A 21,686-nucleotide genomic window follows, 5' to 3' on the forward strand; every position below is an offset into this window, starting at 1 on the left:
TTTAAATCGGATGGCGGATTGCCGTCGTCCGTGCTCGCCTGTGCGAGTGAAACATTTGCCAGAGCGAATGCCCTATCAGCGCTGAAATGATAATAATGCCCCCAATCAACGTGGCATCAGTCGGACGTTCGGAAAACACCAGCCAAACCCAGATTGGCGTAAGTACTGTTTCGAGCAGATAGAACATCGCGACTTCCGGTCCTGACAGAAAGCGCGGTCCGGTTGCGAGGCAGATGAAGGCGATTGTCGTCACCACCGCACCGTTGAAGATGATCCAGCCTGGCACGGCAACGCTAAAACCATTCTGAGAAACCATGAACGCAGCAACCACTATCGGCACTGCAGTTCCCATCATGGCGGCGAAGCTCATATCCTTGCCCGATGCGCGGGTAACTGTAATTGCCGAGGCGAGAATGAAGGTTGAAAGCAGACCCATCAGATCGCCGAACACATGGCCTGCGGACAGCCCTTCGCGCACGATAATCCCGACGCCTATCAGCATCAGGAACATGGCGATAAAGGTAACAGCCTTTGGGCGTTCTTTCAGGAATATCCATGAAAGTAGCGCAGCAAACACCGTGTTGAAGGCGAGGATGAAAACGAGATTGGCTGTTTTTGTATTGTATACAGCAGTCATGAACGCAATCGAGGCCATGCCGTAGAGTGCAGCAACCAGAAAACCAGTTTTGCCCGGCAACATCTGGCGTCGTTTGCCGGTGATCATGTTCCACGCGGCCCAGATGATCAGGGCGCATATGAAGGTCGTCGAACTGCGCAGCAGCAATGTCGACCACGTTTCACCTTGCCCGAGGCGCAGTAAAGGAATGTCTGCGGAAAGCACCAGACCTCCGATGCCGGTAATGAGCAAGCCTTTGCGGTGGTCGAGATGAAGTTGTGACATGCGGCGGGATTTCCGGGGATTCTTTTGATTGTGCCGCGTGGTCTAGCGGCAAGGCGCCTTGCCGTCCAGAGCCGTCAGGGCGTGCGGCGTTCCCAACCCTTCATGCCGAGATGTTCCTGCGGCTGATAACGGATTTTATACTGCATCTTGCGGGAGCCTTCGACCCAATATCCAAGATAGACATGCGGCAGGCCGGCAGCAGCAGCTCGCTGGATATGGTCGAGGATCATGAATGTGCCGAGCGAACGGCTTGCATGTTCGGGATTGAAGAACGAATAGACCATGGATAGCCCATCGCCCATGATATCGGTCAGGGCGACAGCGATCAGTTCGCCTTCACCCTTTTGCGTAATGAAGCTGTCAGGTCCACGGCGACGATACTCGATGATCTGCGTGGGCACATGCGTGTCTTCCACCATCATGGCATAGTCGAGCACAGTCATTTCCGACATGCCGCCCTTATTGTGGCGCGCATCCAGATAATGCCTGAACAGTGAATATTGTTCGGTGGAGGGTTCGGCGTGATGGATATTGCCAATCAGGTCGCGATTGCGGTTCCACACACGGCGCATGGATTTATCCTGAGCGAACTCACCTGCAAGAATACGCACGGAAACACAAGCCCTGCAATTCTCACAGGCTGGTCGGTAAGCAATGTTCTGCGAGCGCCGGAAGCCACCTTGGGTCAGCAGATCATTCAGTTCGCTGGCGCGTCCACCGACAAGATGAGTGAACACCTTGCGTTCAAGCTGTCCGTCCAGATAGGGACACGGCGAGGGCGCTGTTAGAAAGAACTGCGGAGATTGCTGCGGTTGATGGGTCATCCATGTTCCTGGAATACTCTGTAACAGCTATAGAATCGTATGACCGCCTAAAACGTCAATTCAATTATATTGCATCGCAGAGTGAATGTCGCGTGTGTCGTATTAAGGCGCCGGGTTTACCGGACAGCGTGAGCCGTTCCATGAATGGATCGGCGGGTCAAAACGTCCATTGGTCGAACCGCCCCAGGCAGCCTTGAAGTCCTGATAGTTTTCGCTGAAGTGCAATAACAACAACCCGGTGCCATCCTTGTCAGTCCAGATCAGGGTGCGTTCTGTGGGGCTCGTCCGGTCTTTTTCAACGATATTGCCGTCGGTGCGTCCGGCCTGTCCGTCTATTTTGTAGGTTCCTGATATACGGCCATCCCTGTCAACATTCAGATTGGTCTGTATGTCTTGATAGTCCCCATAGGATATCACTTCGCCGCAGAATTTACCTGCGGGTGAGGCCGCGTAGCCAGCATTGCCCGATAGGGCGAGCAGGGCAATTGCCGCAGCAACGAGTTTGAATCTTTTCATAATTTCAATGCCAAGAAGAAAGGCTCCCGGATGGGAGCCCTGAAAGTTTAATTGTAAGCCCTGACCACAACAGTTCCGAGCAGAAGGTCGTGTAAGGTCCGTTTGCGGTCGAGGAAGAATGTGGCGAGCAGTATGAAGGGCGTCAATACGACGTTGAGGCCCCAAAAGAGAACTGTATGCACAACTGCAAACAGGCCATCGACCTTTTCGCCATCAAGGCGCTCCAGCTTCAGCCCCATCATCTGCATGCCCTTGGTCGCCTGTCGTGAACCGCCGAGAGTGCTGTAAACATAGAGCAGAGCAACAGCCGGAAACATGATGCCATAGAGCATCCAGCCCAACCCCAGTGTTGCTATGCCAAGAATAAAGACCAGGATTGCTACCGGAATACACAGAAGAAACACGATCGCATAGTCGATCAGAAAGGCGAATACACGGCTTGTGCGTACGCCCTGATACAAGCGCCAATCTTCGAGACGATCCGTAATTATTTCGCCATCAAGGGTTTTCGCGTTCATTTCATTTCCTGTTTCAAGTGATGGCCGAACGGCCATTCTCCTGAAATTGGGAATTCAGGACGATAAATTCAAGTGCCAGCCTTCAATCGTTCTGCAACCAAAGGTGCAAAATAGGTAAGAATGCCATCGCAGCCAGCGCGTTTGAACGCAAGCAGCGTTTCCATCATGACGCGCTCTTCGTCTATCCAGCCATTGGCACCGGCGGCCTTGATCATCGTATATTCGCCGGACACCTGATAAGCGAAAGTTGGAACGGCAAAGGTTTCCTTCAGCCGGTGGATGATGTCGAGATAAGGCAGACCGGGTTTGACCATCAGCGAATCCGCACCCTCGGCGAGATCCTGTTCGGCCTCGCGTACGGCTTCATCGCTGTTCGCAGGATCGATATAATAGGTTTTCTTGTCACCCTTGAGCCGGCCGGAAGTGCCGATAGCTTCGCGGTATGGGCCATAGAATGCGGACGCGAATTTGGTGGCATAAGCCATGATAGCCACGTCCTGAAAACCGTTCTGGTCCAGCGCATCGCGGATGGCACCAATACGGCCATCCATCATGTCTGACGGCGCAATGATATCAGCGCCAGCTGCCGCCTGCAGCACAGCGCCTTGTGTGATCTGCGCCACGGTTTCGTCATTGACAATAATACCGTCGCGCAGAATGCCATCATGGCCGTGGCTGGTAAAAGGATCTAGCGCCACATCGGTAATCATGCCGATTTCAGGCACTGCATCCTTGATCGCGCGCGTTGCGCGGTTGATCAGATTATCCGGATCGAGAATGCCCGAGCCTGCCTCATCGCGCAGTTCGGAGGCAATATTGGCGAATGTTGCAATAGCGGGAATACCAAGCTTGGCCGCACGCTCGGCTTCGCGCACAGCCATGTCTACTGAGAAACGCTGCACGCCGGGCATCGCTGCGATATCTTCGCGCCGGTTTTCACCTTCACAAAGGAAAATCGGCCAGATCAGATCGTTTACCGTCAGCTGGTTTTCCTGAACCAGTCGGCGTGACCAATCAGCCTTACGCATGCGGCGCAAGCGTCGGCTCTGGGTAATTTCGTCAACGGTCCTTGGCGCGTGCCTTTGGAATGCTGGATGCTTGTTCATATTTCCTGCCTGCTGTTTAGAATGGTTTTAACAGGATCGTCACCTTCACATAACCCCAAAATTATTTCTGGCTATTGGACGAATTGCCCAGCCATCGAATGACGTTTGCTTTTTCATCGCCAGAATATATGCCTCGCGAGGCAGCAAATCCGTCTCGTGATAAATATGTGATCCATTGACGCGGCCTGTCGTATTTTCCTAACCTTGCCCGCAAATAATGGAGAATGCATGGAAATCGATTTTGGCGGCATGGGGGAGATCGCGTTCGAACGGCGCGGTAAAGCTGGCCTTGTTCGATTGACGCGTCCCAAAGCGCTAAATGCGCTGACGCGGGTGATGGTCAACGCGCTGCATAAAGCACTCATTGCCTGGGCAACCGATGAAGGGGTCCATTGCGTCATTGTTGAAGGTGAGGGGCGTGCTTTCTGTGCGGGCGGCGATATTCTTGCTGTCTACCATGCTGGCCGCTCAGGTGCGCCGCTCTATGATTTCTTTGCCGATGAATACCGCCTCAATGCTTATATAAGGCATTATCCCAAGCCCTATATTTCACTGATCGATGGCATTGTGATGGGCGGAGGTGTCGGCATTTCTGTTCATGGCTCGCACCGTATCGTTACCGAGAACGTTACTTTTGCCATGCCGGAAGTCGGCATCGGCTTTTTCCCGGATGTCGGCGGCAGTGCGTTCCTGCCGCATTTGCCCGAACATTTCGGCACCTATCTTGCCTTGACCGGCAACAGGATAAAGCAGGGCGATTGCCTGCAAAGCGGCATTGCCACCCATGCGATAAAGGCGGAAGACAAGGAAAAGCTCAAACGCAGCCTGATAAGATCAGGCGACCCGGAAAAGGCGCTCAAGGGTAAAACCGTGAATCCTGACTTTGAAACATCGGAAGCGATGCGCGACATGATCAGCGTGTTGTTCGACTCGCCAACTTTGGGTGGTTGTCTCATCCGCCTCGCCGCGGCTGGGGTCAATGGCAGCGAAGAAGCGCAGAAACTTCTTGATCTCATCAAGACCCGCTCGCCGACAAGTCTGCATGTTAGCTTCCGCCAGATAGAGGAGGGGCGTGAACTCGATATGGATCAGTGCATGCAAATGGAGTACCGCATTCTTTCCCGCATGCTTGAGAATCGCGATTTTTATGAAGGTGTGCGGGCACTTCTTGTGGACAAGGACAATTCGCCCGTGTGGAGTCCCGCGAAAATCGAAGATATAACGCCTGAAATGATCGATGCCTATTTTGCATCACTGGGCGAGCGGGAATTGCAACTGACATGAACGATAAGCCCACCCATCTGCCGTTCGATCCGACAATGGCCCAAACCGGCTTTGTCTGGTTCCTCCGGCTTGTGGCTATTTATTCCCTTGTCTCCGGAGTGGGCTACTGGGCGCAGATCAGCGGCTATTATGAAGGTCTGCTTTGGCGCTTTGATCTCATGCCTTGGCAATGGAAGGTCGCTTCAGTTTCTTTGGCAATGCTTTATCCCGTCGCATCGACAGGTCTTTGGATGATGGTTTCATGGGGACCGGTCATCTGGTTTGTTGCCGCACTCGGCGAAACCCTGATGTTCACGGTGTTCTCGGAATTCTTCTTCTACCGGCCACAGATTGCCATCATTCATGGCTGTGTAGCTTTGCTTTATATCGCTTTCCGCGTCGTACTGTTTTTGCAGAAACGCCAGCAGGCGATGCCCGTGCGCTGAACTCCATTATTGCCCGTCGGTAAGTCTTCATTAAGTTAGAAATTGATTCAGTGCCGGTAAGATACTGTTAAGTCTATGTTTTAAGTCGAATTTTATGCGTATTCGATAGTGTCTGCTCAACGGTGAGAAAAATACACCGAAACAACAGTGAGGCAGGTATTATGAACAACGTACAGAGAAAGTCTGGCGCAAGCTCGAATTCTACAATAAATGATACAGCATTGCGCACACTATATCTTGAAGCACTTCAATTGGTCGAGCGCTTGCATCGCCGGTTACTTGATGTGGTCAAGGACGAATTCGACCGCAATGGCCGCAGCGACATCAACGCCATTCAGGCATTGCTTCTTTTCAACATCGGCAATGCGGAATTGACGGCCGGTGAACTTCGCAGCCGCGGCTACTATCTGGGCTCGAATGTTTCCTACAATCTGAAGAAGCTCGTCGAACTTGGCTTCATCTCTCATGAACGTTCACGCACCGATCGCCGTTCGGTTCGCGTCAGCCTGACTGAGAAGGGCTCGGAAGTTGCCGAACTCGTTGCCGGTCTTTACGAGCGCCACGTTGCATCCATCGAACACGTTGGCGGCATCAAGGCAGAAGAATTCCAGTCGATGAACAAGGCTTTGCAGCGTCTTGACCGCTTCTGGAACGACAGCATCGCCTACCGCATGTAATCTGCGGTAGCATAATAACAAAAGCCCGGCTTTGCAGGCAGCAAAGGCGGGCTTTGTCTATTTTTTGTTCGAGCCCTCAAAATACAGAGCCATCAGGTTTGCGGCAGAACAGTCATCAATCCGCCATAATGGAATGCAAATGCACGCTCCGATACTTCATGTCAGTGCAGCATCTGTTACGTCTCACGGGACGTGTGTCGCGTAAACATCACAATCGCGCTATACTCCGCGGAAAGTTGATGTTTATTAAGGATGTTCCTGATATTTTTGGAAACCAAATCTGCTTCTGCGCATTGCTGTGAGCAGCTTGAATACAGAGCTTCCAACAGGTTGGACAAGAACATGAAAAAATTTGGATCGTCAGCGCTGGACCGCCGCGCATTTTTGACCGGTGTTGCAACAGCAGGCATGGCGGCAGTTGCTTCGTCCGCCTTTGCTCAACAATCCGATATTGGCGATATCCTTTCTGCTCCAAAGCGTGGCAACTGGGATGACCAGTTTGATGCCCGCTCCACAAATCGCGGTAAGGTTGCAAGCTTCCAGCCGATTGCAAGCCGTGAAACAGTTTCCTTCATCGAAAACGCCATCAACACCTATAGCCAGATTGTTGGCAATGGTGGCTGGCCAAGTGTTCCCGGCAATGTGAAAATGCAGCTCGGCGTTGTCGATCCTGCGGTTTCCGTCATGCGCAAGCGCCTCATCATTGCGGGCGATCTTTCCCAGAGCGCCGGTGTTTCCAATTCCTTCGATACCTATGTCGATGCGGCAGTCAAGCGCTTCCAGTCCCGTCACGGCCTGCCTGCCGATGGCGTCATGGGTCAGTACTCACTCGCTGCCATGAACGTGACCGCTGATGTTCGCCTTGGTCAGTTGCAGACAAATCTTGAGCGTGTCCGCAAGCTTTCATCGGAAGATCAAGGTGCCCGCTACGTCATGGTCAACATTCCGGCCGCGCAGATTGAGGCGGTTGAAGCGGGCCGTGTTGCCCAGCGCCATACGGCCATTGTCGGCAAGATCGACCGCCAGACGCCGATCCTCGACTCAAAAATCCACGAGGTCATCCTCAATCCTTATTGGACTGCGCCAAAGTCGATCATCCAGAAGGATATCATTCCGCTGATGCGCAAGGACCCGACCTATCTGGAAAAGAACAAGATTCGCCTGTTCGATGAACGCACCCGCGAGGAGGTGCCGCCGGAAAGCGTTGATTGGTCAACAGATGATGCGGTCAAGCTTATGTTCCGTCAGGACCCGGGCAAGATCAACGCCATGTCCTCGACCAAGATCAACTTTGCGAACCCATATGCGGTTTATATGCATGATACGCCATCGCAGGGTCTGTTCAACAAGCTGATGCGTTTTGACTCTTCCGGTTGCGTCCGCATTCAGAACGTTCGCGATCTTAATGTCTGGCTGCTGCGTGATACGCCGGGTTGGGACCGTCAGACCATGGAGGCAACGATTGCTTCCCGCGTCAACACACCGATTGCCGTCAGCAATCCTGTGCCGGTGCATTTCGTATATGTTTCGGCGTGGTCAACAGGTGATGGCGTTGTTCATCTGCGCGACGATATTTACGAGATGGATGGTCAGGCAGCTCTTTCGATCGGCACCAACACCTGATTGCATTTTTCAACTGAGAATAGACAAAGGCCGCTTATTAGCGGTCTTTTTCGTTATGGCGGTTTCAAACCATTGGTTTTCGCCCATCGGCCATTGGCGTCTGTTATTTAAGTATGATAATGCGCGGCAACTACCCACCAATATCCAGATGGCAAATGAGGGTTCAGGCACCATGTCGAATGCAGATACATTTTTCAACGCATCGCTCGAAGATATCGATCCGGAAGTATTCAGTTCCATTCGTAAGGAGCTGGGCCGCCAGCGCCATGAAATCGAGTTGATCGCATCGGAAAATATTGTCTCGCGCGCTGTTCTTGAAGCGCAGGGTTCGATCATGACCAACAAATATGCCGAAGGTTATCCGGGCAAGCGCTATTATGGCGGTTGCCAGTTCGTTGATATTGCTGAAGAACTTGCCATTGAGCGCGCCAAAAAGCTTTTCGGAAGCAACTTTGCCAATGTGCAGCCAAACTCCGGCAGCCAGATGAACCAGGCCGTGTTTCTGGCCTTGTTGCAGCCCGGCGATACATTCATGGGCCTCGACCTGAATTCAGGTGGTCACTTGACCCATGGTTCGCCCGTCAACATGTCCGGCAAGTGGTTCAAGGTTGTTTCCTACGGCGTGCGCCAGGATGACCACCTGCTTGATATGGATGCCATTGAAAAGCAGGCGCAGGAAACCAAGCCAAAGCTTATTCTCGCTGGTGGCACCGCCTATTCGCGCGTTTGGGATTGGGAACGTTTCCGCAAGATCGCCGACAGCGTTGGCGCCTATCTCATGGTGGACATGGCCCACATCGCAGGTTTGGTTGCTGCCGGTGTTCACCCGTCACCCGTGCCCCACGCGCATGTTGTAACCACTACGACGCATAAATCCTTGCGCGGTCCTCGTGGCGGCATGATCCTCACCAATGACGAAGATTTGGCGAAGAAGATGAACTCCGCCGTATTCCCCGGCTTGCAGGGTGGTCCGTTGATGCACGTTATTGCCGCAAAGGCAGTTGCCTTTGGCGAAGCGCTCAAGCCGGATTTCAAGGTCTATGCACAGAACGTTGCCGATAACGCCAAGACCTTGGCTGAAACCTTGAAGAAGAACGGTCTCGATATCGTATCTGGCGGTACGGACAACCATCTGATGCTGGTTGATTTGCGTCCAAAGAATGCAACGGGCAAGCGTGCGGAACAGGCCCTTGGCCGTGCGAATATCACTTGCAACAAGAACGGCATTCCGTTCGATCCGGAAAAGCCATTTGTCACTTCCGGCGTGCGTCTTGGAACACCAGCCGGTACGACACGCGGATTTGGCGCGGCAGAGTTCACCGAAATCGGCAACCTCATCTCGGAAGTTCTCGACGGCCTGAAGGTCGCCAATTCCGACGAAGGCAATGCCGCAGTGGAAAAGGCGGTCCAGCAGAAAGTCATTTCGTTGACTGACCGCTTCCCGCTTTACCCATATCTCGGCCAGTAAGAACATTCTCGTCCCGGCGATCGCAATTCATTGACAGTGCGTATCGCCGGGGCGCTTTAATCTCGCTTCGAAAAACACTATCTTCGCGGTGATTTCAGAATCATCTCCGGAAAGTTCCTCGATGCGTTGTCCATATTGCCAGTCTGAAGACACCCAAGTGAAAGATTCGCGTCCTGCCGAGGACGGCGCTGTCATTCGCAGGCGGCGCATCTGTACTGTATGCGGCGGACGGTTTACGACATTTGAACGTGTGCAGTTGCGGGATTTGTCGGTCATCAAGAAAAGCGGGCGCAGGGTTGCGTTTGATCGCGACAAGCTGATGCGTTCCGTTGAAGTGGCTTTGCGCAAGCGCGAAGTGGATCAGGAACGCGTTGAACGCGCTGTGTCCGGTATCGTGCGCCAGCTGGAAAGCTCCGGCGAACCGGAAGTCAGTTCCGACGAGATCGGCCGTCTGGTCATGGATGCACTCAAGGGCATCGACGATATCGCCTATATCCGCTTTGCCTCGGTTTATCGCAATTTCAGCGAAGCCAAAGACTTTCACGATGTGATCGATGAGATCACCGCCAGTGACATTGCAACCGGCCCGATTGAGGACGATTGATCCATATGACAGCGACTGGTCTTGATCGCCGCTATATGGCCGCGGCTATTCGTTTTTCGCGCCGCCATCATGGCTTGACGGGCACCAACCCTTCTGTGGCAACGCTCATCGTCAAGGATAATGTCATTGTCGGGCGCGGCGTTACGGCCATTGGCGGGCGTCCCCATGCGGAAACGCAGGCTTTGCTTGAGGCTGGAGACAAAGCGCGCGGTGCGACAGCCTATGTCACGCTGGAGCCTTGCGCGCATCACGGAAAAACACCGCCTTGTGCCAATGCCCTCGTTACGGCAGGGGTGACACGAGTTATATCGGCGGCCAATGATCCTGATGAGCGCGTTGCCGGAAAAGGCTATGCCATTTTGCGCGATGCTGGCATCGAAGTGGTGACAGGCGTACTGGCTGACGAAGCCGCCGATGAACTGGCGGGTTACTTGATTCGATCTTCCAGGAAACGTCCGGAAGTGACTCTGAAACTTGGGCTTTCCACCGATGGCTTCATTGGCAGGCAAGGCGAGGGGCAGATAGCAATCAGCGGGCCGGTGTCGAGAGCGCAGGCGCATGTCATGCGTGCTGAAACCGATGCAATCCTCGTCGGAATAGGGACCGTGCTTGCTGATGATCCGCAATTGACCTGCCGGTTGGCGGGGCTTGAGCATCGCTCGCCAATACGTATTGTCCTCGACAGCCAGCTGCGGATACCGATGGATAGCGAACTGGTTAAAACTGCGGCAAGTGTCCCTGTTTGGATTGCCGCCAGTGCAGAGGCGGATTCCGCCAAACGTCAGGCTCTTATCGCTGCCGGGTGCAAAATACTTGCCACTGAAGTCGATTGCGGCGCGACGGCACTTCCGGAATTGCTGGATGATCTTGCCGCGCAGGGCATTGCGACATTGATAGTCGAGGGAGGGGCGGTGGTGGCGGCTTCCTTCCTTGAGGAAAATCTGGTCGATCGCATCGTGCTGTTTGAAGGTCCGGTGGAGATCGGTGAGGGTGGGGTTGCAGCCCCCGACCTTCGCTCCCATATGGCTCATGAATTCAAGCTGTTGTACGAATCCCAATTCGGCGATGACCGTTACAGCGAGTATATAAGACCGCTTTAAGGAGCCGCGCATGTTCACTGGGATTGTTACGGATATTGGCAGGATCGGACAGGTCAAGCCGCTTAATGAAGGCGTGCTTCTGCGTATCGAGACCAATTACGACCCCGAGACTATCGAAATTGGTGCTTCGATTTCCTGTTCTGGTGTTTGCCTGACCGTAACTACATTGCCGGAAAATGGCTCCAATGCTCGCTGGTTCGAGGTTGAGGCCTGGGAAGAGGCGCTGCGCCTGACCAGCATTTCCGGATGGAAAACAGGAACGCATATCAATCTGGAACGCTCGCTCAAGCTTGGTGATGAAATGGGTGGCCATCTCGTATCCGGCCATATCGACGCGATGGCTGATTTGATCAAGCGTGAGGAAGAGGGCGATGCGGTTCGTTTTACCCTGCGTGTGCCCGAAAATCTTGCCCGTTTCATTGCTCCGAAAGGCTCCGTAGCGCTTGATGGTACGTCGCTGACAGTCAATGCAGTCAGTGGCAATGAGTTTGATGTGCTGCTCATCCGCCACTCGCTGGAAGTGACGACTTGGGGCGACCGCAAGGTCGGAGACAGGATCAATATCGAGATTGATCAGATGGCGAGATACGCGGCGCGACTTGCAGAATATCCGAAATCAGCCTAGGACGAGGGAAACGGCCTTAGCCGCACAAAATTCCTGGAGCCAGCATGTCCAAAAACAAGGCGCGTGCGCCACATCTGTTGATTGTGGAAGCACGTTTCTATGAAGAACTGTCCGATGCATTGCTCAATGGCGCAAAGCTCGCGCTTGACGAAGCCAATGCGACTTATGATGTCGTGACCGTTCCCGGTGCACTTGAGGTGCCTGCTGTCATTTCTTTTGCCCTTGATGGAGCGGAAGAAGGCGGCAAAAAGTATGATGGCTATGTTGCGCTCGGCACTGTCATTCGCGGCGAGACCTATCATTTCGATATCGTTGCCAATGAATCATGCCGCGCTTTGATGGATTTGGCTGTTGCGGAAAGCATTGCTATCGGCAATGGCATTCTGACTGTCGAAAATGAAGAGCAGGCATGGGTACGTGCCCGCCGCGAAGACAAGGATAAGGGCGGTTTCGCTGCCCGTGCGGCGCTCACCATGATCGCCCTCAAGGATAAGCTCGGAGCCTGAACCATGGTCATTTCTAACGATGGACAGACCCCGGCGGTGAAGACCGCTAATAAACGCGGTGTAGCGCGGCTCGCTGCTGTGCAGGCACTCTATCAAATGGATGTCGCCGGAACCGGCGTGCTTGAAGTTGTTGCCGAATATGAGGAACATAGGCTCGGCAAGGAAGTTGACGGCAAGCAATATCTGGATGCCGATCCGCAATGGTTCAGGGGGATTGTATCTGGCGTTGTCGCCGATCAGACGACCCTTGATCCGATGATCCGGCAGGCTCTGACGGAAGACTGGCCGCTATCGCGTCTTGATTCCACTCTGCGTGCCATATTGCGTGCGGGGATTTGGGAGCTTCGTGGCAAGGCTGATGTGCCAACTGCTGTTATCGTTTCCGAATATGTCGATATCGCCAAGGCGTTCTATTCCGAAGACGAGCCAAAGCTGGTCAATGCTGTTCTGGATCGTTTGGCGTTCGAGCTTCGTGGTGAGAGCAAGGGCGTCAAAGGCCCGAAGCGCTGATTATTTTGTGTCGTGGCGGTGATGGTGTTTTGCTGGATATCTCCAGTCATAAAAAAGAACCGCACCCGCAAGCAGCAAGCCAGCTGCTGGCATAACCATAAATGAAATCATTTGCAGGGTTGTCATTGCTTCATCCTCTTCAGGAAGCGGCTCGCTATATAATGTAGTGCAATAGCAGTAAGAAAACAAACTGCGCTCAAAAAAGAGAGAAATAAAGTTGGTCCCGCTCGCCCATTGAGACTCGCAATCAATGGTGCCAAACCGCCGACGGCAAGCGTGGCTATCCCAACACCGTTTAGGAATGTTGCAAACAGTTTGATTCTTTCATTGTAAATCGCGTCCAACAGCTGCCTCTCCTGACCAACATAGGTACGACTTTGGCGCTTCGTTCGCCCGCCAGCAATCCCTACTTTGGTCTATCGTTTTGATCTGAATACGAAAGACCTTGACGTTTTCGCATTTGCTTCGCTACTCCTTACACATACGGTCGCGTTTCTGCCGGCCTGGCAGCTGCGTGTGCCGTACCGAACCTGACCCGGGGAGGGGTTTTTCCGGTCAAATCTGAGGGAGTGGCATGACAATACTGTTTCTGGTCATTGCCTGCGGTCTGCTGTCCATCGTCTATGCGGTTTTAGCTACCAAATCGGTGCTTGCTGCGGATCAGGGCAATGCGCGCATGCAAGAAATCGCCGGTGCAATTCGTGAAGGCGCACAGGCATATCTCACACGTCAATATACCACGATCGCCATTGTCGGCGTGGTCGTATTCATAGCGGTCTGGTTCCTGCTTACAGGGACGGCGGCTATAGGCTTCCTCATTGGGGCGGTACTCTCGGGTCTGGCAGGTTTTATTGGCATGCATGTCTCGGTTCGAGCCAATGTGCGCACGGCACAGGCGGCTTCGCGCAGTCTCGCTGCCGGGCTTGAGATCGCGTTCAAATCAGGTGCTATTACCGGCATGCTGGTTGCGGGCCTCGCTTTGCTTGGCGTTGCTGTCTATTACTGGATACTGACCGATATTCTCGGATATGCGCCAGCTGACCGGACGGTGATCGATGCTCTCGTATCGCTCGGCTTCGGTGCTTCGCTGATTTCGATCTTTGCCCGTCTCGGCGGGGGTATCTTCACCAAGGGTGCGGATGTCGGCGGCGATCTCGTCGGCAAGGTGGAAGCCGGTATTCCCGAAGATGATCCACGCAACCCTGCAACAATCGCAGACAACGTCGGCGACAATGTTGGTGACTGTGCGGGTATGGCTGCCGATCTGTTCGAAACCTATGCGGTGACGATTGTTGCCACCATGGTGCTCGGAGCGATCTTCTTTGCAGCGACACCTGTATTGAGCAGCATCATGCTGTATCCGCTGGCAATTTGCGGTGCCTGCATTCTTACTTCAATCGCTGGCACGTTTTTCGTCAAGCTTGGCGCGAATAACTCCATCATGGGCGCGCTGTACAAGGGCCTGATCGTAACCGGCCTGCTTTCCATTGTTGGTCTTGCTTTGGCAACATGGGCGACAATAGGCTGGGGTGAAATCGGTACTGTAGATGGTCAGGCCATCACCGGGCTTAACCTGTTTTATTGCGGTATTCTCGGACTTGTCGTCACTGCGTTGATCGTCGTGATTACGGAATACTACACCGGCACCAACAAGCGTCCGGTCAATTCAATCGCTCAGGCTTCGGTCACTGGTCACGGTACAAACGTGATCCAAGGCCTCGCAGTATCGCTTGAATCGACTGCTCTGCCCGCATTGGTCATCGTTGGCGGCATCATCTGGACATACCAGCTTGCTGGATTGTTCGGGACCGGTATCGCCGTCACAGCAATGCTCGGTATTGCCGGCATGATCGTTGCTCTCGATGCGTTCGGTCCAGTAACCGACAATGCCGGTGGTATCGCGGAAATGGCGGGTCTCGATCCGGAAGTTCGCAAGTCGACCGACGCGCTTGATGCGGTCGGCAACACAACAAAGGCCGTTACCAAGGGTTATGCCATTGGCTCGGCAGGTCTTGGTGCACTGGTTCTGTTCGCAGCCTATTCCAACGACCTGAAGTTCTTCATTGCAGAGGCTGACAAGGCTGGCTCCACGGCGTTCGCTTACTTCAAGGGAATCGGTGCGGTTTCGTTCGAACTGTCCAACCCTTACGTCGTGGCCGGGCTTATCTTCGGTGGTCTTATTCCATATCTCTTCGGTGGTATCGCGATGACTGCGGTTGGTCGTGCTGCCGGTTCTGTTGTGGAAGAAGTTCGCCGCCAGTTCCGGGAAAAGCCGGGCATCATGGCGGGCACAGAGCGTCCGGACTATGCCCGCGCAGTGGATATTCTGACGCGTGCAGCGATTAAAGAGATGGTAATCCCATCGCTTCTGCCGGTTCTTGCGCCGCTCGTCGTTTATTTCGGCGTGCTGCTCATCTCCGGCTCCAAGGCTTCCGCCTTTGCTGCGCTCGGCGCGTCGCTACTTGGCGTTATCATCAATGGTATCTTCGTTGCCATATCGATGACATCCGGTGGTGGTGCGTGGGATAATGCGAAGAAGTCCTTCGAAGATGGGTTCGTCGACAAGGATGGTGTTCGCCACCTTAAAGGCTCGGATGCTCACAAGGCCTCGGTGACCGGCGATACCGTTGGCGATCCGTACAAGGATACTGCAGGTCCTGCGGTCAATCCTGCCATCAAGATCACCAATATCGTGGCCTTGCTGCTATTGGCTGTCCTGGCTCATCAATAACAACAATATGGATGCAGTTTTCCGAAGAAACTGCGTCCATCCCACAAACAACAAAAAACCCGCGAAACTTGGTTTCGCGGGTTTTTCTTGTTCGAAACCTTATTGGCCGGTTGGGCCGCCGCCAAGCGATGGAGGAGCTTTGCCAACGCCCTGCAGCAACTGACCGAGGAAGGAAAGATCCTTGCCGCCCGTTGGGGTGGTTCTGCTGATGAAATCGAAGACCTTGCCATCCTGCAGGCCATAATTGGCTATACTGGAAACCTTGCTGTCCTTGTCGAAATAGACCGCAAGGATACGCCGGTCCGTAACTTTGGGCTGCAAAAAGGCTACGCTGCGATGGCGTTTCTGCGAAATATAATAGAAAACTTCGTTGTCGAAGGTTGCCGTTGTCGATGGGCTGCCAAGCGTAAGGATGACCTGTTCACGGCTTGACCCAACAGGAACAAACTCTAGGGTTTTCTCGTCAAGAACATAACCTTGGCTCAATGTTTCCGAAGGATTGAGGCTCGCGGTATTGCAACCGGCAAGTCCTGTAGCCAAAACGAAAGTTCCCGCGAGAAAATAACCGCGTGAACTATGGGTCTTGAAAATCCGCTGCAGCAACGACATCTCCATTTCAAAGTGGGCGCAAGTCTTTCGCTGCCCGCAGAACTTCGGTAAACCACCTTGAAGTCCGATGCAACACGCGACTCGTGCTGTGTCCCCGGTTCAAGTGAAGGCCTAATCAATGATTCTCAGTTTATTCAGCCGTAAAGCCAAGGCAAATGAGGCGATAACTATCGCCATCTACGAAACAATCGTGGCGGCGGCGCGGCAGCCTTATTTTTATTCTGACCTTGATGTGCCGGATTCACCTCTGGGCCGCTATGAAATGCTGTCCTTGCACGTTTTTCTGTTTATCCGGCGTATCAAAGGCAGGGGCGATGCATTGAAATCGATTGGTCAGGAAGTTATCGACGAATTTTTCCGTGATGTCGATCATTCACTGCGGGAGCTTGGAATTGGCGATTCCGGTGTGCCAAAGCGCATGAAGAAACTTGCAAGAATGTTTTATGGCCGCATCGAGTCCTACGATAAAGCTCTCGAAAATGATGATAAGACTGAACTGGCAATTGCATTGGCACGAAACATACGTCCCGATAATGCCGGCTGGACCGGTAGCACTGCGCTGGCAAATTATGTTGAACAGGTAGTATTGCTGCTGGAAACACAGCCCGATGACGTTTTGGCGAGCGGAAAACTGGTGTTTCCAGACGCCGCCGCCACTCTATCCGAGCCGCAGGCTTAAGGAGATATCAATGACTAGAAAAATGGATGGCGCGCTGAGTTTTCCTGTTCAGGTAAAGCGATTGCCGCAAAAAGGCCTGACGATAAAAATCGAGGCTGATGCCAAAGAGCGCGACGCCCTGCGCGATTTTCATGAGCTTGAGGAGGTGAAGTCGTTCAAGGCGAATTTGCAGATCATCCCCTGGAAGAAGGATGGCATTCGGGTGAAGGGTTCCGTAAAGGCGGATATCGTTCAATCCTGCGTTGTGACACTCGAGCCGATCGACGCCAGAGTCGATGCGGAAATCGACAGCCTTTTCGTTCCGCAGGATTCGCGTCTGGCGAAATTGCCGTTGGATGACAATGGTGAGCTGATCATAAACGCCGATGGTCCGGACATACCGGAGACATTTTCTGGCGATAGCCTTGATGCAGGTGCAATAGCCGAGGAATTTTTCGAACTGGCAATCGATCCTTACCCGCGCAAACCCGAGGCGGAAGCAGCTCCGCCGGTGGAAGTGACATTTGGAACCGATGGTCCTGACGAAAAGCCGGTCAATCCTTTTGCTGGCTTGAAGGACTGGAAACAGAAGACTTGATCGGTAGTGCCTGTTGCGACTAAGTAGCGGTTTACCGGTATACGATGAAAATTTGGTGCCGGTGTGGGGGAGAATTGGACGATTATTGAGCTTAGTGAGTTTATGGCCGGCAGAATCCGGTTGTGCCCGCGAGCAAAATGGCTATTTTCGCCGAGTCTTTTCAAAAAACCTTAAGAACTGAACAGGACAGGACAATCAAGAGTGATTAGAATTTCGATTGACGCCATGGGCGGCGATTTCGGTCCTGAGATCGTAGTCCCCGGCATGGCGACGGCGCTGGAGCGCCACCCCGGTATCCATTTTGTGATTTTCGGGCGCGAAGAAGAAGTTCAGCCGCTCTTGGCAAAGCATCAGGCGCTGTCCAATGCGTCGACGTTTCATCATTGCGATGTGTCTGTGCGCATGGATGAAAAGCCCAGCCAAGCCCTGCGCAATGGCCGGTGGAAGTCGTCAATGTGGCGTTCGATTGAAGCGGTGAAGACCGGCGAGGCTGATGTCTGTGTATCCGCGGGCAATACCGGCGCGCTTATGGCAATGTCGAAATTCTGTCTGCGAACCATGGCAAGCGTCGAAAGACCGGCAATTGCGGGCATCTGGCCGACGCTGCGCGGCGAAAGCATTGTGCTGGATATTGGTGCAACAATCGGTGCCGACGCCCAGCAGCTCGTAGATTATGCGGTCATGGGATCTGCCATGGCGCGTGCGCTGTTTGAAATCAAACGCCCGACAATCGGCTTGCTGAATGTTGGAGTTGAGGAAATCAAAGGGCAGGATGACGTGAAGGATGCGGCGCGCATACTGCGCGAAATTCCATTGCCGAGCCTCGAATATTACGGTTTCGTCGAAGGCGATGATATCGGTAAAGGCACGGTTGACGTGGTTGTTACGGAAGGTTTTACCGGCAATATTGCGCTGAAGGCAGCCGAAGGCACCGCGAAGCAGTTCGCTCAATATCTCCGCGAAGCCATGAGTCGCACTCTGATGGCAAGGATCGGTTATATTTTCGCCAAGGGCGCATTTGATCGCCTGCGCGAGAAGCTCGACCCTCGCAAGACCAATGGCGGTGTCTTTCTCGGGTTGAACGGCATTGTTATCAAAAGCCATGGCGGTACCGATGCACTCGGTTTTGCTGCTGCCATTGATGTAGGTTACGATATGGCCAAGAACGGGTTGCTCGAAAAGATCGCAGCCGATCTCAGCCATTTTCACAAGAGCCCTGTCGGGGTCGCCTTCAAAGGTGAAGCCGATGCAGAGGCTGATGTCGAAACAGAGCAACAGGAAATTAAATGATCCGCTCCGTTGTTAAAGGGATAGGGTCGGCCAAGCCGGCTCGTCTTGTAAAGAATGCCGATCTCGAAGGTATGGTTGAAACCACCGATGAGTGGATCGTCCAGCGTACGGGAATCCGCCAGCGCTATATAGCAGGCGAGGGTGAGACGACCGCATCGCTAGGCGAAGCAGCAGCACGCGCTGCGCTCGACAATGCGGGCATGACGCCTGATGATATCGATCTGATCATTCTGGCAACCTCAACGCCTGACAACACATTCCCTGCCTCCGCAGTGGATATTCAGGCTCGCCTCGGCATGACGCACGGTTTTGCTTTCGACATGCAGGCAGTGTGCTCGGGTTTTGTCTACGCCGTCACAACCGCGGACCTTTATATTCGCGGCGGCATGGCCAAGCGCGTGCTTGTCATTGGTTCTGAAACATTTTCGCGCATTCTCGACTGGAATGATCGCACGACCTGCGTTCTCTTCGGTGATGGTGCCGGTGCGCTCATTCTGGAAGCCAATGAAGGGCGGGGTTTGACGTCCGATCGCGGTATCCTCACGGCCAATCTCCGCTCTGATGGCTCGCATAAGCAGAAGCTCTATGTTGATGGCGGACCGTCATCGACGCAGACTGTCGGTCACCTGCGCATGGAAGGCCGCGAAGTCTTCAAACACGCTGTCGGTATGGTTACGGATGTCATCGAAGCATCGCTTTCCGACGCAGGAATTACGGCGGCGGATATCGATTGGTTTGTTCCGCACCAGGCAAACAAGCGTATCATCGATGCCACTGCCAAAAAGCTGGACTTGCCCCCGGAGAAGGTCGTCATAACAGTCGACCAGCACGGAAATACTTCAGCCGCTTCAGTACCCTTAGCTCTTGAGTCGGCTGTCGCTGACGGCCGGATCAAAGAGGGTGACGTGGTGTTGCTTGAAGCCATGGGTGGGGGCTTTACGTGGGGTGCAGTTCTGCTACGGTGGTAGCCAACCCGGTCGGGTTTGCAGATTAGGTAACGAAGTTTCCCATCCTGCTTGCCCGATTAGTTTTCATCCTATAACTTCCGCTGTCACCGATAGTTTTGCAACAAACGAGAGCTTTGAGATCGTATGGGGGGTAAAACCATTACGCGCGCTGATCTGGCTGAAGCAGTCTATCGCAAGGTAGGGCTTTCACGCACTGAGTCAGCGTCACTTGTCGAGACCATCCTTGATGAGGTCTGTGATGCAATCGTCCGCGGCGAGACCGTTAAATTGTCGTCATTTGCGACATTTCAGGTCCGGGACAAAAACGAACGAATCGGGCGCAATCCGAAAACGGGTGAGGAAGTTCCGATCCTGCCGCGTCGTGTGATGACGTTCAAAGCGTCCAATGTATTGAAACAGCGCATTTTGCGCTCGCATCAAACACGCAAGAAAAAGTCCGCCTGATAGCCGGTCTGATGCGCGCTTGGCGAGATTGCTGTGGGGTAATCTCGCACCAAGCTTGAAAAATTGCTGATAAACCGCTGAAATACACGTCGAATCAGAATTTCTCCTTACTGCGCCGTGCGCATAGCGCATAAAAGGACGCAGTAACGCTTTGGCTCAAAGGTGAAATCATGGACAAGAGTCCCGACGCATTTAGAACCATCAGCGAAGTTGCCGAAGATCTGGATTTGCCGCAGCACGTCCTGAGATTTTGGGAAACCCGTTTCACGCATATCAAACCGATGAAACGTGGCGGCGGAAGGCGTTATTACCGTCCGCTGGATGTCGACCTGCTCAAGGGCATCCGCCATCTCCTTTACGATCAGGGTTACACAATAAAGGGCGTCCAGCGCCTTCTGCGAGAGAACGGCACGCAATTCATCATAGCGCTCGGCAGCGGTGATATTGCTGCAGCCGAAACCATCAGTCAGCAGAAGCAGGCTCACGCCCGTCAGGAAGAAGCCTTGGCGGCAGAACAAAGCCGTGCAGACGCCGATGAGGAGGCAGCTGTCATGGGTGCTCCGAAAGCTTCTCCGCATGGCAGACGCTTGTTCGGGCTGATCAAGGGCGATGACGAGGGACCGGTAGCAGCAGACGGCAAACGCCTTTCCAAGGACAATCGCGCGCTGCTTCAGGAAACATTGTTCGACCTGCTCGAATGCAAGCGGCTATTGGATCAGGTGCGCTAAGCGTCTCAAAACTCAACCAGGTCAAAATAAAACCCGGCACGATGGCCGGGTTTTGTGGCTGCGGGGTAACAGCCTGACTGGTTGGGGGACCAGTGTACTTATAAAATGCGCCAGAAACATAATGGTTCCGGCTCATCTAAAATTTTTAACGTGCCAGCATTCCGATGATGACGCCAAGCCCAGCTATCATGACCAGTGTAGAAATTGAGTTCTGTGTCGGGATATCGCCGACGCGTTTGGCTTGATGACCAATTGCGTTGGCAGCCCTGACTCCCCGACGTCCGATGGCACGCGCAGTTGAATAATCTTCGTCTTCATCCTCGGTCAGATCGTCAATGACCCTGCTACCCTTATCGGCCAATGTTTTGGTTATGGCGGCGAGGTCGCGCTTCAGCTGGGCGATCTCACTTTTCAAGCGTGCCTTATCAGCCTCGCTTTGAATTGTATCGGCTATATCGTCCATGATGCTGATCCTTCAGTTTAACGGCGGGAAAAAAGACCAATCAATAGTGCCGCACCCGCGACAATAGCCAAAGTGGCAACCGGGTTTTCCTTTGCCGTATCGGCGGCATAGCGGGCTTGCTTGGTTGCAACACGCTTTACCTCGTCAAACCGCTCGGAGCCCAAATCCGACAGACTTGCAGAAATCTTTGAGATTTCCTTGCGTAGGGCAGCAATCTGCGCCTCTACGTCACCCTGGATGTCGTCTGCGTTCTTGGAAAAAATTGCCATAGTTCAATGCTCCTGTTTAACACACGAGCTTATAACGGTCTGCTCTGCTGAATGTTCCGCATCAAAATGGCTGCCATAAGAAACGCGTACAAAGCGCCGATCACGCTGATGGATCTGGACGCTGGTAAACATGGACTATCTTAAAAGCTGCCATCGAGCTTGGTATATTCAACCCCCGGATCATGTACGCAGCAACCTCAAATGCCTTTGCAATATGTGTCTCAGAAGGGCTTGCAGCCAC

General features: G+C 53.4%; 26 protein-coding genes. 17 read left to right on the top strand and 9 right to left on the bottom strand.

What is annotated here, in order from left to right:
- Position 1 precedes the first annotated feature (1 nt).
- From ABKW30_RS15595 to hemB, 5 genes are all read right to left on the bottom strand, one after another.
- The gene (locus tag ABKW30_RS15595; RefSeq protein ID WP_348599871.1) at positions 2–901 is read right to left on the bottom strand and encodes a DMT family transporter; all 900 of its coding nucleotides are present in this window, start codon (positions 899–901) and stop codon (positions 2–4) included.
- Between the two features lie 74 nt (positions 902–975).
- A complete protein-coding gene (locus ABKW30_RS15600; protein ID WP_348599872.1) occupies positions 976–1,725 on the bottom strand; it encodes an arginyltransferase in 750 nt (249 codons plus the stop codon).
- A 102-nt stretch (positions 1,726–1,827) separates the two neighbouring features.
- Positions 1,828–2,241: a hypothetical protein gene (locus tag ABKW30_RS15605; protein ID WP_348599873.1), complete on the bottom strand. Its 414-nt coding sequence runs from the start codon at positions 2,239–2,241 to the stop codon at positions 1,828–1,830.
- A gap of 47 nt (positions 2,242–2,288) precedes the next feature.
- A complete protein-coding gene (locus ABKW30_RS15610; protein WP_348599874.1) occupies positions 2,289–2,759 on the bottom strand; it encodes an RDD family protein in 471 nt (156 codons plus the stop codon).
- Positions 2,760–2,827: 68 nt separating this feature from the next.
- A complete protein-coding gene (hemB, locus tag ABKW30_RS15615) occupies positions 2,828–3,865 on the bottom strand; it encodes a porphobilinogen synthase (RefSeq protein WP_348599875.1) in 1,038 nt (345 codons plus the stop codon).
- 228 nt (positions 3,866–4,093) lie between these two features.
- Between hemB and ABKW30_RS15620 the strand changes: the two genes are divergently transcribed.
- The 10 genes from ABKW30_RS15620 to nusB all read left to right on the top strand — a co-directional run bounded on the left by ABKW30_RS15620 (position 4,094) and on the right by nusB (position 12,687).
- Positions 4,094–5,149 (top strand): enoyl-CoA hydratase/isomerase family protein, encoded by a 1,056-nt coding sequence (locus ABKW30_RS15620; RefSeq protein ID WP_348599876.1) that lies wholly within the window; start codon positions 4,094–4,096, stop codon positions 5,147–5,149.
- A complete protein-coding gene (locus ABKW30_RS15625; RefSeq protein WP_348599877.1) occupies positions 5,146–5,574 on the top strand; it encodes a DUF6163 family protein in 429 nt (142 codons plus the stop codon). The genes ABKW30_RS15620 and ABKW30_RS15625 overlap by 4 nt, the downstream gene beginning before the upstream one ends.
- A 161-nt stretch (positions 5,575–5,735) precedes the next feature.
- Positions 5,736–6,251: a winged helix DNA-binding protein gene (locus ABKW30_RS15630; RefSeq protein WP_008128391.1), complete on the top strand. Its 516-nt coding sequence runs from the start codon at positions 5,736–5,738 to the stop codon at positions 6,249–6,251.
- A 342-nt stretch (positions 6,252–6,593) separates the two neighbouring features.
- Positions 6,594–7,874, top strand: a complete 1,281-nt coding sequence (locus ABKW30_RS15635) for a L,D-transpeptidase family protein (RefSeq protein WP_348599878.1) — start codon at positions 6,594–6,596, stop codon at positions 7,872–7,874.
- Positions 7,875–8,046: 172 nt separating this feature from the next.
- Positions 8,047–9,342, top strand: a complete 1,296-nt coding sequence (gene glyA / locus ABKW30_RS15640; protein ID WP_348599879.1) for a serine hydroxymethyltransferase — start codon at positions 8,047–8,049, stop codon at positions 9,340–9,342.
- A 121-nt stretch (positions 9,343–9,463) separates the two neighbouring features.
- A complete protein-coding gene (nrdR, locus tag ABKW30_RS15645; protein ID WP_008128388.1) occupies positions 9,464–9,946 on the top strand; it encodes a transcriptional regulator NrdR in 483 nt (160 codons plus the stop codon).
- A 5-nt stretch (positions 9,947–9,951) separates the two neighbouring features.
- Positions 9,952–11,046 (top strand): bifunctional diaminohydroxyphosphoribosylaminopyrimidine deaminase/5-amino-6-(5-phosphoribosylamino)uracil reductase RibD, encoded by a 1,095-nt coding sequence (ribD, locus tag ABKW30_RS15650; RefSeq protein ID WP_348599880.1) that lies wholly within the window; start codon positions 9,952–9,954, stop codon positions 11,044–11,046.
- Between the two features lie 10 nt (positions 11,047–11,056).
- Positions 11,057–11,671 (top strand): riboflavin synthase, encoded by a 615-nt coding sequence (locus tag ABKW30_RS15655; RefSeq protein WP_348599881.1) that lies wholly within the window; start codon positions 11,057–11,059, stop codon positions 11,669–11,671.
- A 44-nt stretch (positions 11,672–11,715) separates the two neighbouring features.
- Positions 11,716–12,177: a 6,7-dimethyl-8-ribityllumazine synthase gene (locus tag ABKW30_RS15660; RefSeq protein WP_122084642.1), complete on the top strand. Its 462-nt coding sequence runs from the start codon at positions 11,716–11,718 to the stop codon at positions 12,175–12,177.
- Positions 12,178–12,180: 3 nt separating this feature from the next.
- Complete coding sequence (gene nusB, locus ABKW30_RS15665) at positions 12,181–12,687, top strand: transcription antitermination factor NusB (RefSeq protein WP_348599882.1); 507 nt, start codon at positions 12,181–12,183, stop codon at positions 12,685–12,687.
- Here nusB and ABKW30_RS15670 read toward each other — a convergent pair whose 3' ends face one another.
- On the bottom strand, positions 12,688–12,813 hold the full coding sequence (locus ABKW30_RS15670; protein ID WP_348599883.1) for a hypothetical protein: 126 nt from the start codon (positions 12,811–12,813) through the stop codon (positions 12,688–12,690).
- A gap of 448 nt (positions 12,814–13,261) precedes the next feature.
- On the opposite strand from ABKW30_RS15670, the gene ABKW30_RS15675 reads away from it, so the two are divergent.
- Positions 13,262–15,418 (top strand): sodium-translocating pyrophosphatase, encoded by a 2,157-nt coding sequence (locus ABKW30_RS15675; protein WP_348599884.1) that lies wholly within the window; start codon positions 13,262–13,264, stop codon positions 15,416–15,418.
- A 99-nt stretch (positions 15,419–15,517) separates the two neighbouring features.
- Here ABKW30_RS15675 and ABKW30_RS15680 read toward each other — a convergent pair whose 3' ends face one another.
- A complete protein-coding gene (locus ABKW30_RS15680; RefSeq protein WP_348599885.1) occupies positions 15,518–16,033 on the bottom strand; it encodes an outer membrane protein assembly factor BamE in 516 nt (171 codons plus the stop codon).
- A gap of 112 nt (positions 16,034–16,145) precedes the next feature.
- Between ABKW30_RS15680 and ABKW30_RS15685 the strand changes: the two genes are divergently transcribed.
- The 6 genes from ABKW30_RS15685 (at position 16,146) to ABKW30_RS15710 (ending at position 20,713) form a co-directional block, all read left to right on the top strand.
- On the top strand, positions 16,146–16,706 hold the full coding sequence (locus ABKW30_RS15685; RefSeq protein WP_348599886.1) for a ubiquinol-cytochrome C chaperone family protein: 561 nt from the start codon (positions 16,146–16,148) through the stop codon (positions 16,704–16,706).
- Positions 16,707–16,716: 10 nt separating this feature from the next.
- A complete protein-coding gene (locus tag ABKW30_RS15690) occupies positions 16,717–17,283 on the top strand; it encodes a DUF177 domain-containing protein (protein WP_348599887.1) in 567 nt (188 codons plus the stop codon).
- A 201-nt stretch (positions 17,284–17,484) separates the two neighbouring features.
- Positions 17,485–18,573, top strand: a complete 1,089-nt coding sequence (gene plsX / locus ABKW30_RS15695; RefSeq protein ID WP_348599888.1) for a phosphate acyltransferase PlsX — start codon at positions 17,485–17,487, stop codon at positions 18,571–18,573.
- A complete protein-coding gene (locus tag ABKW30_RS15700) occupies positions 18,570–19,541 on the top strand; it encodes a beta-ketoacyl-ACP synthase III (RefSeq protein ID WP_348599889.1) in 972 nt (323 codons plus the stop codon). The genes plsX and ABKW30_RS15700 overlap by 4 nt, the downstream gene beginning before the upstream one ends.
- Before the next feature lie 123 nt (positions 19,542–19,664).
- Positions 19,665–19,985, top strand: a complete 321-nt coding sequence (locus tag ABKW30_RS15705) for an integration host factor subunit alpha (RefSeq protein ID WP_008128366.1) — start codon at positions 19,665–19,667, stop codon at positions 19,983–19,985.
- A 170-nt stretch (positions 19,986–20,155) separates the two neighbouring features.
- Positions 20,156–20,713, top strand: a complete 558-nt coding sequence (locus ABKW30_RS15710; protein ID WP_348599890.1) for a MerR family transcriptional regulator — start codon at positions 20,156–20,158, stop codon at positions 20,711–20,713.
- Positions 20,714–20,858: 145 nt separating this feature from the next.
- Here the strand turns inward: ABKW30_RS15710 and ABKW30_RS15715 are convergent, their stop codons facing one another.
- Positions 20,859–21,176 (bottom strand): hypothetical protein, encoded by a 318-nt coding sequence (locus ABKW30_RS15715; protein WP_348599891.1) that lies wholly within the window; start codon positions 21,174–21,176, stop codon positions 20,859–20,861.
- 17 nt (positions 21,177–21,193) lie between these two features.
- Entirely contained in the window at positions 21,194–21,445 is a 252-nt protein-coding gene (locus tag ABKW30_RS15720) for a hypothetical protein (protein WP_008128362.1), read from the bottom strand.
- Between the last annotated feature and the right edge of the window lie 241 nt (positions 21,446–21,686).

It is taken from the genome of Phyllobacterium sp. SB3 (genome assembly GCF_040009165.1).
Taxonomy (GTDB): Bacteria; Pseudomonadota; Alphaproteobacteria; order Rhizobiales; family Rhizobiaceae; genus Phyllobacterium.